14 protein-coding genes are annotated in these 16,442 nt (G+C 55.4%); 13 read left to right on the top strand and 1 reads right to left on the bottom strand.

Annotation, left to right across the window (positions count from 1 at the left end; translation table 11 throughout):
- The 13 genes from JOD69_RS24600 to JOD69_RS09080 form a co-directional block, all read left to right on the top strand.
- Positions 1-238, top strand: a 238-nt coding sequence (locus tag JOD69_RS24600; protein ID WP_245245532.1) for a hypothetical protein, incomplete at its 5' end; no start/stop codon positions are given.
- Positions 239-360: 122 nt separating this feature from the next.
- Positions 361-810, top strand: coding sequence for a hypothetical protein (locus JOD69_RS09025; protein ID WP_210023914.1), 450 nt, complete (start codon positions 361-363; stop codon positions 808-810).
- Between the two features lie 6 nt (positions 811-816).
- Positions 817-1,866 carry an XrtA/PEP-CTERM system-associated ATPase gene (locus JOD69_RS09030; protein ID WP_086135610.1) on the top strand — a complete coding sequence of 350 codons (1,050 nt, stop codon included), beginning with the start codon at positions 817-819 and terminating at the stop codon, positions 1,864-1,866.
- Between the two features lie 90 nt (positions 1,867-1,956).
- Positions 1,957-2,826 (top strand): XrtA system polysaccharide deacetylase, encoded by an 870-nt coding sequence (locus tag JOD69_RS09035; protein WP_240502490.1) that lies wholly within the window; start codon positions 1,957-1,959, stop codon positions 2,824-2,826.
- 18 nt (positions 2,827-2,844) lie between these two features.
- Entirely contained in the window at positions 2,845-3,867 is a 1,023-nt protein-coding gene (locus tag JOD69_RS09040) for a FemAB family XrtA/PEP-CTERM system-associated protein (RefSeq protein WP_086135609.1), read from the top strand.
- A 17-nt stretch (positions 3,868-3,884) separates the two neighbouring features.
- Positions 3,885-5,081 (top strand): TIGR03087 family PEP-CTERM/XrtA system glycosyltransferase, encoded by a 1,197-nt coding sequence (locus tag JOD69_RS09045; RefSeq protein ID WP_086135608.1) that lies wholly within the window; start codon positions 3,885-3,887, stop codon positions 5,079-5,081.
- Positions 5,078-6,655, top strand: a complete 1,578-nt coding sequence (gene xrtA / locus JOD69_RS09050; RefSeq protein ID WP_205781148.1) for an exosortase A — start codon at positions 5,078-5,080, stop codon at positions 6,653-6,655. Before JOD69_RS09045 ends, xrtA begins: the two co-directional genes overlap by 4 nt.
- A gap of 4 nt (positions 6,656-6,659) precedes the next feature.
- Positions 6,660-7,802: a TIGR03088 family PEP-CTERM/XrtA system glycosyltransferase gene (locus tag JOD69_RS09055; RefSeq protein ID WP_240502491.1), complete on the top strand. Its 1,143-nt coding sequence runs from the start codon at positions 6,660-6,662 to the stop codon at positions 7,800-7,802.
- Between the two features lie 12 nt (positions 7,803-7,814).
- Positions 7,815-9,707, top strand: coding sequence for an XrtA/PEP-CTERM system amidotransferase (locus tag JOD69_RS09060; protein ID WP_086135607.1), 1,893 nt, complete (start codon positions 7,815-7,817; stop codon positions 9,705-9,707).
- 21 nt (positions 9,708-9,728) lie between these two features.
- Positions 9,729-10,940 carry a TIGR04063 family PEP-CTERM/XrtA system glycosyltransferase gene (locus tag JOD69_RS09065; RefSeq protein WP_086135606.1) on the top strand — a complete coding sequence of 404 codons (1,212 nt, stop codon included), beginning with the start codon at positions 9,729-9,731 and terminating at the stop codon, positions 10,938-10,940.
- Between the two features lie 2 nt (positions 10,941-10,942).
- Positions 10,943-12,778, top strand: coding sequence for an asparagine synthase C-terminal domain-containing protein (locus JOD69_RS09070; RefSeq protein WP_077730090.1), 1,836 nt, complete (start codon positions 10,943-10,945; stop codon positions 12,776-12,778).
- A gap of 7 nt (positions 12,779-12,785) precedes the next feature.
- A complete protein-coding gene (locus JOD69_RS09075; protein ID WP_077730194.1) occupies positions 12,786-13,751 on the top strand; it encodes a polysaccharide deacetylase family protein in 966 nt (321 codons plus the stop codon).
- Complete coding sequence (locus JOD69_RS09080) at positions 13,752-14,912, top strand: glycosyltransferase family 4 protein (RefSeq protein ID WP_086135604.1); 1,161 nt, start codon at positions 13,752-13,754, stop codon at positions 14,910-14,912. It begins immediately after the preceding gene.
- Positions 14,913-15,532: 620 nt separating this feature from the next.
- On the opposite strand, the gene JOD69_RS09085 is transcribed toward JOD69_RS09080, so the two are convergent.
- Positions 15,533-16,246, bottom strand: a complete 714-nt coding sequence (locus JOD69_RS09085; protein WP_168175397.1) for a tetratricopeptide repeat protein — start codon at positions 16,244-16,246, stop codon at positions 15,533-15,535.
- Positions 16,247-16,442 lie beyond the last annotated feature (196 nt).

Here is a 16,442-nt window from a genome sequence, read left to right on the forward strand (position 1 = left end):
GGAGCAGGTTTCGGAGGAGCAGGTTTCGGAGGAGCAGGTTTCGGAGGAGCAGGTTTCGGAGGAGCAGGTTTCGGAGGAGCAGGTTTCGGAGGAGCAGGTTTCGGAGGAGCGGGTTTCGGCGGAGCAGGTTTCGGCGGAGCAGGTTTCGGCGGAGCAGGTTTCGGCGGAGCGGGTTTCGGCGGAGCAGGTTTCGGCGGAACAGGTTTCGGCGGAACAGGTTTCGGCGGGACCGGCTTAGGAGGGTTCAACGCCGGAACGACTTGGAACGCGCTGCTAAGTCACAGAACTCGCCGAACGAGTTGGATAGCAACTTATACGGTCAACACCACGACAATTCAGCAGGTTCTGCTCGATCAACCGGTGTTCGATCCGTTGACCAGTCAACCATTCTTGTTGCCGATCGATCAGCCTATCTTGACCAATGAGGTCATCACTCGAAAACGGGGACAAGCATCTGTCTCCGGTCACACTGCCAAGAGCACCGTAACCTTGACCGGCTATCAGGAGGATCGAAACTATCAATTTTCCGGTGATCAGGACGTGCTTGGATTTACGGCGTTGTGGAGTTGGCAGTTCGCAGCACGAACCCAATCCCTTTTGTACTTTGTCTGGCAGGCGATCGACAATCAGAGCGCGACTTTAGGGAGTTCCGACAACAAGTTTATGACCGTGTCACTAGCATTGAACCGAAGGATCTGGGCCGATTTGATAGGCTCTTTGGAGTTGCGGCACATGCAGCAGGATTCGAATCGGTCACAAAATGAATTTGACGAGAATCGGGTAACGGCCAGTTTGCTTATGAGGTTCTGATTCTTCATGTACGATGCCTTTTACAATCTGAAAAAAAAACCTTTCCAACTGAATCCGGACCCCGAGTTTTTCTACAACAGCGCGGTTCATAAGCGGGCGTTGGCATATTTGCGGTATGGTTTAGCCCAGGGCGAAGGGTTTGTTGTCGTGACCGGAGAGCCCGGCACCGGGAAAACGATGCTGGTAAAGGAGTTGTTCGGCGCGCTCCGGAACGAAAATATTGTTGCAGGCCTGATGGTGACGTCCCAGGTCGGTGCCGAGGATACTCTACGGATCATTGCTGCCACGTTCGGCCTTTCTTACGATGGCGATGCGAAGGCGGTTCTCCTCAAGAATCTGGAAGAATTTTTCAAACTCAAGTCTCGCGAGGGAAAGCGAGTCCTACTGGTCGTCGATGAAGCACAGAATCTTCCGGCTCAGTCTTTGGAAGAACTGCGCATGCTGCTCAATTTCGAATCGGAAGGACGATCGATCTTTCAGGTTTTCTTGTTGGGACAGGATGAGCTGCGAGCGACATTGCAGGGAGGCAAAATGGAACAGGTACGGCAGCGAATAACGGCCATGTACCACTTGCGACCATTAGAGCTCGAAGAAACCAAAGAGTATATCCTTCATCGATTGACTACGGCGGATTGGGCACACGATCCGGAATTTACGAAAGAGGCATTTGAGGAAATCTATCGCCATACCCAGGGGGTTCCACGAATAATTAATACTTTGTGCGACCGGCTTTTATTGTATGGATACTTGGAGGAACTCCACATGCTGGATTTGGATGCGGTTCGCTTGGTGATAAACGAGATGGAGCAGGATGCCGTGCGAGTCCAGCGCCCATCCTGTCAAGGAACGACCAATATCGAGGCGTCGTTGTACCCGATCGACTCGGGATACGTCCCGGCGGCTACCGGAAGCCTAGAGGAGAGGGTCGTTCAACTCGAACACCTGGTGCTCAGTTTGCGGAAAACCGTGCAAAAAGAACGGGCTTTGTTGCGAAAAGCCATTCTCTTGCACCTCGATCTTGATGAAGTTTATCAGGAGCCGCTTGACGAATCTTGAAGTGCGAAAAAACTAGCTTGAAGCTTCTCGCTGCGAATTAACAAAAACAATTATAAATTGCGCGCCGTTACTGCGCGTTAGGGGGTATTTTTGGCTAATCCGTCGGCCGCTGGCAATCCCATCGTCAATGCGATGACAGTGGATGTCGAAGATTATTTCCATGTATCGGCATTCGAACCCTATATTGGAAGGGATAAGTGGGACGATTTACCCTGCCGGGTGGAAAGAAATACCGACCGGATACTTCAGATCTTTGCCGAAGCGGGAGTGCAAGCCACTTTTTTCACGTTGGGGTGGGTGGCCGAGCGCTACCCGGCACTCATAAAACGAATAGTAAAAGCCGGCCATGAGCTGGCTTGTCACGGCTATAGCCATGTACGAGTGACTCAACAAACTCCTGATGAGTTTCGTGACGATGTTTTGCGGACCAAGCGTTTGCTCGAAGATCTCGGCGGAGTCCCGGTTCTGGGATATCGTGCGGCCAGCTATTCGATCGGTTCCAAAAACCTCTGGGCGCTAGAGGTTCTGGAAGAATCCGGATTCAGTTACAGCTCCAGCATCTATCCTGTAAAGCATGATTTGTACGGCATGCCGGAAGCGCCGCGCTTCTCGTTCAGGCCGTGCAGACCGGACGGGTTGCTGGAAATACCCGTAACTACGGTCGAATTAAGCAATAAGAAATTACCGTGCGGCGGTGGCGGCTATTTCCGTTTGCTGCCCTATCGGGTTTCTCGCTGGGCCATCGAGCGAGTGAATCGGAAAGACCGGCAATCATGCGTGTTTTATTTTCACCCTTGGGAAATCGATCCGGATCAGCCGAGGCAGCGAGGCATCAATCTGAAAACACGGTTTCGCCACTACCTGAATCTTTCTCGGACCGAATCGCGCTTGCGCCGTCTTTTACACGACTTTCGCTGGAACACGATGGCTCATGTGTTTTTATCTCCATACCACAATTAACCCGGACCGAAATCTTGCATGGAAATTAAGCGATTAGACGGCAGCCGCAAGTCTGACTGGGATGCATTCGTAAATAATTGTACCGGGGCGAGTTTTTTTCATCTCGCCGGTTGGCAAGACGTCATCGAGCGCGCCTTTGGCCATGAAACCCACTATCTCTTTGCGGAAGAAGAGGGTCGCATCGTCGGGGTATTGCCGCTCGGCCATGTGAAAAGCTTTCTATTCGGTAACGCGCTGATATCGAACCCCTTTTGCGTGTATGGCGGCGCCGCGACCGAATCCGATGCAGCGCGTAAAGCGCTGGAGCAGGCAGCCTGCGATCTTGCACGGGAACTCGAGGTGGATTATCTGGAGCTTCGCAATCAAAAACCGCACGGTTCCGGGCGGCCGACCAAATCGCTCTATGTCACGTTCCGGAAAGCTCTGGATCCCGATCCCGAGAAGAATCTCGCGGCCGTTCCGCGTAAACAGCGCGCGATGATCCGAAAGGGCATTGCCGCCGGCTTAAGCAGCATCATCGATCCCGGTGTGGACCGGTTTTTCGGAGCCTATGCCGAGAGCGTCCGCAATCTCGGAACACCGGTATTTTCAAAACGCTATTTCGCAATCTTGAAGGACGTATTCGGCGATTCTTGCGAAATCCTCAGCATCGAGCGTCAAGGGCGCGTTATCGCCAGCGTGATGAGTTTCTATTTTCGCGACGAGGTGCTCCCGTATTATGGCGGCGGAACCGAAGAAGCCAGGGATCTCAAGGGTAACGATTTCATGTACTGGGAGGTCATGCGGCGGGCGACGGAAAAAGACGTGCGGGTATTCGACTACGGTAGAAGCAAAGAAGGTACCGGCTCGTACCGATTCAAGACGCACTGGGGCTTCGAGCCCGAACCATTGGCTTACGAGTACGAGTTGGTGAAAGCGAAGGCGGTACCCGAGATAAATCCGCTCAATCCGAAATATCGATATTTCATCGCTGCATGGCGGCGTCTGCCTTTGCCGGTCAGCAATCTGGTGGGCCCCTGGATCTCCCGCAACCTCGGCTGAACGTTACGGCACCGCCTATGAAGGAGATTTTGCTCCTCGCCCACAGGATTCCCTACCCGCCGAATAAAGGGGACAAGATACGATCCTTTCACTTGCTCAAATATTTATCGGAGTCGTACCGCGTTCATCTCGGCGCGTTCGTGGACGATCCGAACGACTGGCGTTACGCATCCGATGTAAGAAATTTTTGCGGGGAAGCGTGTCTGCTTCCGCTGCACCCAGGACGCGCCAAACTCAAGAGCCTCAAGGGATTAGCGGTCGGACTCCCTTTAACCGTGCCTTATTATTCCGACGCTCGCATGAGCGCTTGGGTAGCCGGTATTTTGAAGCAGCGCTCCATTCATGCGGTCTTGGTGTTTTCGTCGGCGATGGCCCAATATGTGGTAGAGCATGCGTCGGTGCCGCGGATCATCGATTTCGTCGATGTCGATTCCGACAAATGGCGGCAATATGCAACCCAAAAAACCTGGCCGATGAATTGGGTTTACCGGCGGGAGGCGGCGTATTTGGCGCGCTATGACCGCAAGATCGCGAATTCGTTTAGCTGTTCTCTCTTCGTGTCGGAAAACGAGGCGAGCTTGTTCAAAGGCCTTGCTCCAGAAGTGAAAGAGCGGATTATGAGTATCGAGAACGGTGTCGACACGGCTTATTTTTCGGATCAAGCAGACTACGCCAATCCTTACGCGCCCGGCGAGCATGTCATGGTATTCACCGGAGCTATGGATTATTGGGCCAACATCGACGCGGTCACTTGGTTTGCGCGCGATATATTTCCGGAAATTCGCCGCCAGATGGATACGGCGCGCTTTTACATCGTTGGTGCGCGCCCGACCGAGGCGGTCCGGAACCTCGCTCGCATCGAGGGTGTTGCAGTAACCGGTGCGGTTGAGGATGTGCGGCCTTTCCTGAAGCATGCGCGTTGTGCGGTTACGCCCTTGAGAATCGCACGAGGAATTCAGAACAAAGTGCTGGAGGCCATGGCGATGGGGAAATCCATCGTCTCCACTGGGGCGGCGATCGAAGGCATCGAAATCCAAAAACCTCTGGATCTTCTCGTTGCGGAGACTCCCGGGGAGTGGGCGGACACCGTCTCGAAGGCGCTTTGCGCCGACTCGCTGCCGTTTAAGTCCGAGAGAAACCGGGAGTTCGTTGTGCAGCGATACGGCTGGGCGAACAGTCTTCGCCGTCTGGGGGCGGTGCTGGAAGCAATATGAAAATGAGTGTTGAAGCTTTGGCCGGCCCGCAACAAATCAATACGCCGGATTCGGCCGCCGAATGGCCCGCGGCATTATGGTTGACGAGCGTCGCCGTTCTGGCCTTGCTGGGAATTTATCATTCCACGTTCGCATCGATGGTCGCCATCTGGTGGCGTTCGGAGACTTTCGCGCATGGTTTCATCATCTTTCCGGTAAGCATCTGGCTTATCTGGCGGGAGCGGTGCGAACTAGCCCGGATAATCCCGTACCCGGACTATCGGGCCTTGCCGCTTTTGATTTCTCTTGGATTCGCATGGCTTGCGGCGCGGCTCGTCGACGTCCTCGTGATTGAGCAATTGATGTTGATCGGCATGATTCCAGTGTTGATCTGGCTGCTTCTGGGCAGGACCGTGCTGACCAAATTGGCGTTTCCCCTTGGGTTCCTGCTATTCGCCGTACCGACCGGCGAGGCGCTTGTTCCGATTTTGATGGAGTTTACCGCCGACTTCACGGTTAAGATGCTCCAGATCACCCGTATTCCGGTTTACCGGGAAGGGACTTTTTTCAGCATACCCAGCGGCGATTGGTCGGTCGTCGAAGCCTGCAGCGGCATACGCTACCTGATCGCCTCGATTACACTCGGTTTCCTTTATGCCTATTTGAGCTACCGCTCAATGGTTCGCAGAATGGCATTCATCGTGCTGGCCCTATGTTTTCCGATAATTGCCAATGGATTGCGAGCCTACATGATCGTGATGATAGGCCATCTGAGCGGAATGAAGCTCGCGGTAGGCGTAGACCATGTGATCTATGGGTGGATATTTTTCGGTATCGTCATGCTATTCATGTTTTGGATCGGCTCGTTTTGGACCGAACCTCCGCAGAGGAGCGCCGAGTTGCCGTCTTTTACGACAAAAATTCCGGAGCGTCGTGCTAATGCCGTTCGCCTTGCAGCAACTGCCGGCATAGCTTTGGTCATTTCGGTATTCTGGCCGGCTCGAGCAGCCTACATCGATTCGCTGGCTGATCACATAGCTGCATCCGTGAAGGTCGAGCTGCCACAGGCAGCCGGTTTTTGGCAAACTGCCGAGGCCTTCACGGAATGGGAGCCTTCCTACGTAGGGCCGAATGCCAAAGCCAAGGCGTTTTATCGCAGTGGCGCCGACACAGTCGGCCTATACGTGATGTATTACCGCCATCAAAAACAAGGCGGCGAACTTATCAATTCGCAAAACGTTCTCGTTTCCCCCGAAGACCGGCAGGTCTGGAAGATGCCCGAAGAAAAGCCGATGAAAGCCCGGCTGAACGGTGCTCCCGGCACAGTCCTGCAAGGACGGCTTCATTCACCCACGCAGCGATTGCTGACCTGGCGCTGGAACCGGATATCGGGACGGTATACGACAAACGACTATATCGGGAAATTGCTCGAAGCCAAGGACAAGCTTTTGGGCGCTGTGAAGGACGGTGCGGCTGTGATCCTCGTTACACCGTATGAAGATGATGTCCGGACGGCTTCCGAGGTGTTGCAGCGTTTCGTCGATGAGATGTTGCCGTCGGTCGATCGTAATCTGAACGATGCGGCCCAATCGTAACCCGATGAAGTCGCCGCTGGTCGCGCATATCATCTACCGCTTGGGTGTCGGCGGCTTGGAAAACGGCCTGGTGAATCTGATAAACCGGACACCGCCGGACCGTTACCGACACGCTGTTATCTGTCTTAAGGATGCGACCGACTTCAGGCAGCGTGTTGCCGGAGACGTTCCAGTTTATGAGCTAAACCGGAGCGAGGGCCAGGATTTTAAGGTTTACGCGCGGGTTTACCGGTTGCTGTGCCAGCTCAGACCGGCCATCGTGCATACCCGCAACCTCGCGGCATTGGAGTGTCAAATGCCCGCCTGGTTCGCGGGCACTCCGGTGCGGGTACACGGCGAACACGGGTGGGATGTGTTCGATCCGGACGGAACGAACCGCAAGTATCAGTGGCTGCGACGATTCTTGAAGCCGCTTGTGCATCGTTACGTCCCATTATCGTGCCATCTGGAATCTTATCTCCGGGAAAAGATCAGGGTTCCCGAAAAGAAGATGGCCCGTATCTGCAACGGTGTCGATACATCGGTATTTCATCCGGCGCCGGACGGCAAGCCTTCGATAGCGGATTGCCCATTTCAAAGCCGAGAGGGGCAAATACTGATCGGCACGGTGGGTCGCATGCACGGTGTCAAGGATCAGCTCACTCTGGTAAAAGCCTTCATAGGTTTGCTCGAATGGCGGCCCGAACTTCGTGCGAAACTGCGCTTGCTCCTCGTGGGGGATGGACCTTTGCGCGAACAAGCACGGCAAATGCTGGAATCGGCAGCCTTGGAGCGTTTGGCCTGGCTGCCCGGTGAGCGTTCCGACATCGCCGACATCCTGCGCGGCTTGGATATCTTCGTACTCCCCTCCCGGGCAGAGGGCATATCGAACACGATCCTAGAGGCGATGGCTTCCGGCTTGCCGGTCATCGCTACCGAGGTCGGCGGTAACCCGGAACTGGTCGTGAACGGCGTTACCGGAATGTTGGTGCCCAAGGAAGATCCCGGCGCGATGACAACCGCGTTAGAAACCTATCTGAACGATCCGGGGATGATCACAGCTCACGGAACTGCGGGGCAAAAGCGCGTGGTCGAATCGTTCAGTTTGGACGGAATGGTCAGCCGTTATCTCGCCCTTTATGACGAATTATTGAATACAAGGCATTGAGGAACTAACAGTATGTGTGGAATCGTTGGCATCTTCGACAGGTTCGGGCGGGAAGAGATCGACCGCGAACTGCTCGGACGCATGAACGAAAGCCAATACCATAGAGGTCCCGACGAAGGTGGCCTGCATACTGAGCCGGGACTCGGATTCGGTCACAGGCGACTTTCCATCATCGATCTTTCGAACGGGCAACAGCCGCTTTTCAATAAAGACAAAAGCGTTGTCGCCACTTATAACGGCGAAATCTATAACTTTCAGGATATACGCGCCGAGTTGGAGACCCTCGGTTACCAATTCGAGACTCACTGCGATACGGAAGTCATCGTCTACGCCTGGGAGGCTTGGGGCGAGTCCTGCGTGGACCGGTTTCGCGGCATGTTCGCGTTCGCCATTTGGGACCGTCCGCGCGAGACGCTGTTCCTGGCTCGGGACCGGTTAGGCGTGAAACCGCTTTATTATGCCGATCTCCCCAACGGCAAATTTGTCTTCGGCTCGGAATTGAAAGCTTTGCTGTTCCATCCGGACGTGCCGCGGAAAATCGACCCCACCGCGGTAGAAGATTATTTCGCCTATGGCTATGTGCCCGACCCGAAAAGCATCTTTAGCGGCGTCCAGAAACTGGCTCCGGGCTTTCGTCTGACCCTCAAGCGCGGCGAGCCGAAGTGCCGGCCGGAATGCTACTGGGATGTACCGTTCGTGCCGGACGGCAGCATGACCGAAGGACATGCGCGGGAAGAGCTTATCAACCGTTTGCAAGAAGCTGTCCGTATACGGCTGGTGGCCGACGTTCCTCTGGGAGCTTTTTTGTCCGGAGGGGTCGATTCGAGTGCCGTCGTGGCCATGATGGCGGGCTTATCCGCCGATCCGGTCAATACCTGCTCGATCTCTTTCGGCGATCCCGCGTTCAACGAGGCGCGGTATGCGGAGATGGTGGCGGAACGTTATCGCACACGTCATCGTGTGAAACAGGTCGATCCGGACGATTTCTCGTTGATCGACCGGCTTGCAGGGTTGTACGACGAGCCCTATGCCGACAGCTCGGCGCTGCCGACCTATCGCGTGTGCGAATTGGCGCGCCAGGAGGTTACGGTGGCGCTGTCGGGAGATGGGGGCGACGAAAATTTGGCCGGTTATCGCCGCTATCGCTGGCACACGTATGAGGAGAGAATTCGTTCGTTTTTGCCGCTAGGCGTTCGCCGTCCGCTGTTCGGGCTGCTCGGCCGGGTTTATCCCAAAGCCGATTGGGCGCCGAAAGTTTTTCGGGCCAAAACCACCTTCGAGTCCTTAGCCCGCGACTCGGTCGAAGGCTACTTCCATACGGTTTCGGTTCTGCCGGACAGCTTGCGTCAGGGCAAGATCTTCAGCGCCGGGTTCAAGCGCAGTCTTCAAGGCTATCAGGCTGTCGAAGTGCTCCGCCATCACGCCGAGTCGGCTCCGACTCGGCACCCGTTGTCGCTGGTGCAGTACTTGGACATGAAAACCTACCTGCCCGGGGACATCCTCACGAAAGTCGACCGGGCCAGCATGGCGCACGCCTTGGAAGTTCGCGTGCCGCTGCTGGACCACAAGCTCGTCGAATGGATTTCGGGACTCCCACCCGATCTCAAGCTCAAGGGCAGGGAAGGGAAATATGTATTCAAGAAGTCGATGGAACCTCACTTGCCGGACGACATTCTTTACCGCCCAAAAATGGGATTCGCCGTGCCATTGGCTGCTTGGTTCAGAGGGCCGCTCAGACAAAGGATCCGCGATGCCGTACTGGGATCGGCCATGGCGGAATCGGGCGTGTTCGAGATGGATTTTCTCAAGACTATGCTCGACCAGCACCAGTCGGGTTTGCGCGATTACAGCGCAGGCTTATGGTCGCTGTTGATGTACGAATCCTTCCTACGCCGATACGCCTGACCAAGTTAATAAAAGGCAGCCATGCGTATTCTTCATATACTTGATCATTCGATCCCATTACATAGCGGCTACACGTTCAGAACACGCGCTATCTTGGAGCACCAGCGCGCTCTGGGCTTCGAAACCTTTCACATCACCTCGGCGAAGCAAAAGGGACCCGACGTGCTGGTTGAGGAAGTGGACGGTTTTCGTTTTTACCGAACGGCCCAACCAAAAAGTTTTTTTTCCACCCTGCCTGTGCTGAACCAATTTTCAATCATCAACAGTCTGGCGGAACGAGTCGGCGAAGCCGTGGAAGAAGTCAAGCCCGATATCATCCACGCCCATTCGCCCGTATTGAACGGATTGGCAGCTTTGCGCGTGGCGCAATGGTTTTCCCTTCCCGTCGTGTACGAATGTCGAGCCTTCTGGGAAGATGCCGCAGTCGACCACAGGACATGCCGAGAGGGAGGTTTGCGCTACCGCGTAACCCGGTCGCTCGAGACTTACGTCTTCAGAAGGGCCAATGCAGTAACGACGATCTGCGAAGGACTCAAGAGAGACATCGTCGAGCGAGGCATTCCCGAGCAAAACGTTACGGTCATACCCAATGCCGTCGATATCAACCGCTTTTCCCTGAGCGGTCCGGCAGACGCAGAGTTGAAGAAGCAGCTGGGGTTGGAGGAAAACCTCGTTCTCGGGTTTATCGGGTCGTTCTACGCGTACGAGGGTCTGATGTTGCTGCTGGAGGCTCTGCTTAGAATTCTCGAAGTCAATCCCGAGGTTCGGCTTCTCTTGGTGGGCGGCGGTCCCCAGGAGAATCTGCTCAAGCAGCGCGCACAAGAGCTCGGGTTATCCCAGAAAGTGATCTTTTCCGGTCGCGTTCCCCATGACCAGGTTCAGAAGTATTACGACCAGGTGGATCTGTTCGTATATCCCCGCATGTCCATGCGCTTGACCGAGTTGGTTACGCCATTGAAGCCGCTGGAAGCCCTGGCTCACGGAAAATTGGTCATCGCGTCCGATGTGGGCGGTCATCGGGAATTGATTCGGCACGGAGAGACCGGATGGTTATTCAAGGCGGGCGATCCGGGCGCCTTGGCCGACATGGTGGTAAGCGCGCTGAATCGCCGGGACGAGTGGTCACGGTTTAGAGTCGCCGGACGGGAATACGTGGAGCGAGAACGCACTTGGGCGCACAGCGTTTCGCGCTATAAGCCGATTTATGAAAGCCTGCTGAACCGGAGTAACTGATCATGCAGGACATGCTGGGTTGGTATCAGGTACCCGCAGATCAGGAAACTACTGCGGATTTTCTCAAGAGCTTCCGGGACCGTAGCGGTCGACCCGATTCGGTCCGTGCCGTGATCGGCGAAAGGGCGGGCTGCGTGGGACCTAAAGCGTCGCTCTATCAATCGAGTGACGGCTCGATCACGACGGTCGTCAGCGGTCGGCCTTACTGGACCAATCGGCGCTATGCGCAAATGGCGACGGATAACGGCATGGCCCAGTCGGTTGCGGAAGCGTATCGTGCCGACCCTGAAGGGTTTCTCGGAGACCTGCGAGGGAGTTTCGTGCTCGCCGTCATCGACGTTAACGCGCAGAGCGTAATGCTGGCGCTTGACCGCATCGGACAGCGCCACCTTTTTTATGCCGTTACGCCGGCAGGGCTGGTGTTCGGGACTCGCGCGGATGATCTGGTCCGTCATCCCGGCGTGAATACTGAGCTCTCTCTGCAAGCGCTGTTCGATTACGTCTATTTCCATCACTGTCCGAGTCCCGGCTCCATTTATGCGAAAGTCTACAAACTCGAGGGAGGCGAGTGCCTCGTTTGGCGCGACGGTTCGGTGAGCCGCCGCTATTATTGGCTGCCCGAATTCAGGGAGGACAGCGATGCCGCTGTCGAGCGCGAAGGAACAAAACTTTTGGAACTTCTTACCGAGGCGGTGCGGCGGGAAACGCACGGCGCGTCCAAGATCGGCGCTTTCCTGAGCGGCGGACTCGACAGTTCTACGGTCTCCGGGCTATTGGCTCGAGAGAGCGAAGGTGAGGCCGATACGTTTTCCATCGGTTTTCCCGTCGAAGGCTATGACGAAATCGCCTATGCGCGCACCGCCGCCAAACATTTCAATACCCGTCAGCACGAATACTATTTGACGCCGGCTGATGCGGTGACCGCCATCCCCTTGGTGGCTGCGGCATGCGACGAGCCTTTCGGCAACTCATCGGCCTTGCCGGCCTACTTTTGCGCAAAGCTGGCGCGCGAGCATGGCGTGGATCGCTTATTGGGTGGCGATGGCGGTGATGAGCTTTTCGCCGGTAACGAGCGTTATGCCAAGCAACTGCTGTTCGAATATTTCTGGAAAGTGCCTTCTCCGTTGAGGAAGACGTTCGAGTTCGCTTTGAATCGAATCCCGCCGGCTTTGCAGAAAGGTATCGTCCGAAAAGCCGGGCGTTACGTCGAGCAAGCCGGGACACCGCTGCCGGATCGGCTACAGGATTACAATTTCCTGCACCGCCACGATGTGAATGAGATATTCCATCCGGATCTCCTGGCATCGATCGATGTCGGCGCGCCTCTGTCGATCCAGCAAGCATGTTACCGCAGGCCAAAAGAAGCCTCTCCGCTTAACCGGATGCTTTATCTGGATTGGAAAATCACGCTGCATGACAATGACTTGGTCAAGGTCAACCGGATGTGCGAGCTGGCAGGGGTCGAGGTGGCCTATCCCATGCTGGACGATGCCGTGATCGAGCTGTCTTGCAGGATTCCGTCTAAAACCAAGCTGAAGGCCAATAACCTGAGATGGTTCTACAAACGGGCAATGCACGGATTTCTGCCGGCCGAGATCATCAACAAATCGAAACACGGTTTCGGTCTGCCTTTCGGCATCTGGCTGCAGAATCATGAGGAGCTCAAAGCGCTTGCCTACGGCAGCATTCAGCAACTCAAAGGGCGCGGCTATTTCCGGGCGGAATTCCTGGATCACGCTATCGCCATGCACCAGTCGGTTCACGCCGCCTACTACGGCGAACTGATTTGGGTGCTGATGATGCTGGAACAGTGGTTCCAAACCCATGCCATCCGTTAATCCTGCAATGGAAAACATGACGCTCGGCCTGCTCAAGGCGGCCGGCGGCTTTATGTGCGGTTTCGGGCGAAAGCGCAAGCTCTCCATCCTGATTTACCACCGCGTGTTGAGCGAACCCGATTTCATGCGCCGGGACGAAATCGATGCACACACCTTCGGTTGGCAAATGGAGCTTCTCGCGCGTAGCTTCAACGTGTTGCCGTTGACGGAGGCATTGGACCGCCTGCGCCTTGGCGATCTGCCGCCTAGAGCCGTGTGCATCACGTTCGACGACGGCTATGCGGATAACGCAACGCTGGCGCTCTCCATTCTTCAGCGCTGGAATCTGCCGGCTACCTTTTTTATCGCGACCGGATTTCTCGACGGCGGACGCATGTGGAATGACACCGTGCTCGAATCGGTCCGCGTACTGGATGATGAACGCCTGGATCTTTCTTCGATAGGGCAGGGTGTCCACCCGATTGCGACGCCCGAGGACAAAGCCCGAACCGGCCACGCGCTGCTAAACCGGCTGAAGCACCTGCCCACCCGTCAAAGGGCGGAATACGTCGACCACATTGCTTCTCTGGCGGGCAATTTGCCGGACAACTTGATGATGTCCTCTTCGCAAGTCAAGGCGATGCACGCTCACGGCATGGAAATCGGCGGGCACACCGTCAATCATCCGATTCTGGCCAATTTGTCCGAAGAAGAAGCTCGAAGCGAAATCGGAGAAGGAAAGGCCGCGCTCGAAGCCATTATCCAGGAGAAGATTCGCTTCTTTGCCTATCCGAACGGCAAGCCCGTCAAGGACTACAAGCGGGATCAGATCGCAATCGTTCGGGACTTGGGATTTCAGGCGGCGGCCTCCACCACTCGGGGAGTTGCGGATAGCAGAAGCGATATCTGGCAGTTGCCGAGGTTTACGCCCTGGGATCGTTCGCCGGCGAAGTTCATGGCCAGACTGATCGCCAATTTTTCGCGAGCCGCTTGAATGCTATTGTCGAAAAAAGCGGCAGGTTCGAACTCGAATCATCCTGCTCCAGAGGAAAATACCCTGCGCGTCGGCCTAGTGGGTCCCTTGCCGCCTCCCTCGGGCGGCATGGCGAATCAGACCCGCCAGCTCATGGAATTGCTCGTTTCGCGCGGTATCGCCGTTACCCTCGTGCGGGTGAATGAACCCTATCGCCCCGCCTGGGTGGGAAAGCTTAAGGGCATTCGAGCCGTCCCGCGTTTAATGGCTTATATAGCCCGACTCCGGCGTGTAGCGAGACAGGTTGACGTGTTGCACGTCATGGCGAATTCCGGATGGTCATGGCATTTGTTCGCCGCTCCCGCGTTGTGGATCGCGTGGCTGAACAAGGTTCCCGTCGTCCTCAACTATCGAGGGGGAGAGGCCGAGCGTTTCTTCGTTCGTTCGATGCGTTGGATCAGGCCCAGCCTCGAAAAAGCGAGCCTAATTGCGGTGCCGTCCGGGTTCTTGCAGGCAGTATTCGGACGCTTTGGCTTCGATACGACCGTCGTGCCCAATATCGTCGATTTGAAGCGTTTTAGGCCGAAACCCGAATTGTCTCCTCTCTACACGCAAAGGCCGCACATCGTCATTGCGCGGAATTTGGAACCGATCTATGGACTCACGACCGCGCTCCGCGCGTTCGCTTTGTTGCTGCGAGAAAAGCCAGGGGCGCGCCTTTCCATTGCAGGTTCAGGTCCGCAACGACAGGAATTGGAAGATTTAGCGTTAGCGCTAGGGATCGGCCAAAACGTGACCTTCACCGGACGCTTGAGTCCGGATGAAATGGCCGAACTTTACCGGCAGGCAGACGTGATGCTGAATCCGACCACCGTCGATAACATGCCCAATTCCATTCTCGAGGGGATGGCGTCGGGTTTGCCGATCGTCAGCACCCATGTTGGGGGCGTGCCTTACATGGTTGAGCATGAGAAGACGGCATTGTTGGTTCCCCCCGAGGATCCGGATGCCATGTCTGAACAGTTAGTCCGGGTAACCTCGGATATGGCGCTTTACAAAAGCCTCGCGGAAAACGGCTTGGCAGAAGTGACCCGATACGGAATAGACGCGATCGTACCGGAATGGGTGCGTATCTATTGTGCCTTGGCTGGTTATGATTCTGCCCTATCTGAAAGCTGGTAAATCATTGGCTTGGTTCTAAGCTACGGCTGAATGTATGCCTACTGACTTTTTTTGCCAGCCTGTAAGGCTCTATCGCGAGTAATTCCAAATCGCTTTCAATCAGGCATTCATTTTGTAGGATGGGTAGAGCGAAGCGAAACCCATCGATGGTGGGTTAGGCGCACATCAGCACTGATCGACCGCCGATCACTGTGCTTCGCGTGCGCCTTAACCCACCAAGCGACCTTCAATCGGTGGCTTACGCGGAGCCTGTCCTGAGCCCTTCGACGATGCTCAGGACAGGCTTGTCGAAGGGCCTGTCCCGAGCGGAGACTAGAGCATTGTCCGACTCGGTGTCAGGAAGCCCGATATGTAGGTCGGCAATCCCTTGCCGACTTATCGGCTCGGCAAAGGACTTTGTGGGAAGGGTCGCGACTAAAGCGATTTGCGATTGGGAAGGGATTGCCGACCTACATTCTTCCCGCCCGACACGAAGCCGTACACCGGGATGAAAAACACTCTAGGGGCTAACCTATCCTACGATTCATGTTCACTCGAATACCGAATGGAGTAAGACCGCGAAACCGGCGGGTTACGGCACGCGGGGAATCGCGCGGCCCTGAATTATCCGAGACGAATCCTCATTTCGGCCGCTCCCCATTTTTTTGTTGCGTTGAAGTCGAGCCTACTGCCTTGGACCGCTTCAACAGCAATTTCGAATTCGGAATATAGCGTAATCCCAACTGTATTACTTCCTTGGCCGCATCCTGTTGTCCGGCTTTTTCGTATAAATCAGCGAGCACGATATAGGCCCTTTCATATTTCGGTTTTAGCTGGAGGGCCTTCCGTAGGTCCTTGAACGCATCGCCCGGCTTTTGCATCATGGCAAACGTTTTTCCACGGGTGGTCAACATCTCGGGGAGCAGGGGGAACGTGTTCGGGACCCTCGTGATGGTGTAGGTGAAATCATTGGTAGCCGCTGTGAGATAGCCCTCACGATCCTTGGCACGGAAGTCCCGATAGTAGCGGTTAATGTAATTCAGGCCCCAGCAGTAGTGATGGACATGGCCATAACCTTCTCCGACGATACTCTGCCAGTGGCGGTGCTCGTTTCGTCTTTGTTGTTCCGATTTGGGGATCACATGTTGCGAGTCCGTGTGCATCTGAGCCTGACAGTAGGGCGGAAGCATGCCGATTTCCTGCTGCGTAGGACTGCCGCTGTTCCACGCCGAGCCCTCACCGGAATAAAGAAATGCGGCCAGAAGGGAAAGCTTGATCCACCAGGAAGATTGCCTCATGCCGATAACCTTTTTTGGAAAATGTTCATTAATGGGAAACCAGGAATTCTTATCCATCGACGCCGATCCGCCGGCACGAGGTATCAGTACAGTGACCCCGTCCATGAAATCATGATCGGGCAGAACGCCGATGTTCCGGAACCGAATCGGAAAGTTCGCGAGAGGATTTTTTACGTCTTCCCCAATGCACCTTGCAAGTTTTCGTCATTTTATATTATTACGCTTCGTGCCAAACCTGCGGCGTGAGCGAAAT

The sequence above is a fragment of the Methylocaldum sp. RMAD-M genome (assembly GCF_017832375.1).
Taxonomy (GTDB): Bacteria; Pseudomonadota; Gammaproteobacteria; order Methylococcales; family Methylococcaceae; genus Methylocaldum.

Excerpts from the sequence above, each read along its gene's own strand:
- JOD69_RS09045 (WP_086135608.1), top strand. The coding sequence starts at position 3,885 with ATGAAGGAGATTTTGCTCCTCGCCCACAGGATTCCCTACCCGCCGAAT.
- JOD69_RS09055 (WP_240502491.1), top strand. The coding sequence starts at position 6,660 with ATGAAGTCGCCGCTGGTCGCGCATATCATCTACCGCTTGGGTGTCGGC.
- JOD69_RS09040 (WP_086135609.1), top strand. The coding sequence starts at position 2,845 with ATGGAAATTAAGCGATTAGACGGCAGCCGCAAGTCTGACTGGGATGCA.
- JOD69_RS09060 (WP_086135607.1), top strand. The coding sequence starts at position 7,815 with ATGTGTGGAATCGTTGGCATCTTCGACAGGTTCGGGCGGGAAGAGATC.
- JOD69_RS09080 (WP_086135604.1), top strand. The coding sequence starts at position 13,752 with ATGCTATTGTCGAAAAAAGCGGCAGGTTCGAACTCGAATCATCCTGCT.
- JOD69_RS09065 (WP_086135606.1), top strand. The coding sequence starts at position 9,729 with ATGCGTATTCTTCATATACTTGATCATTCGATCCCATTACATAGCGGC.
- JOD69_RS09070 (WP_077730090.1), top strand. The coding sequence starts at position 10,943 with ATGCAGGACATGCTGGGTTGGTATCAGGTACCCGCAGATCAGGAAACT.
- JOD69_RS09075 (WP_077730194.1), top strand. The coding sequence starts at position 12,786 with ATGGAAAACATGACGCTCGGCCTGCTCAAGGCGGCCGGCGGCTTTATG.
- xrtA (WP_205781148.1), top strand. The coding sequence starts at position 5,078 with ATGAAAATGAGTGTTGAAGCTTTGGCCGGCCCGCAACAAATCAATACG.
- JOD69_RS09030 (WP_086135610.1), top strand. The coding sequence starts at position 817 with ATGTACGATGCCTTTTACAATCTGAAAAAAAAACCTTTCCAACTGAAT.
- JOD69_RS09085 (WP_168175397.1), bottom strand. The coding sequence starts at position 16,246 with ATGGATAAGAATTCCTGGTTTCCCATTAATGAACATTTTCCAAAAAAG.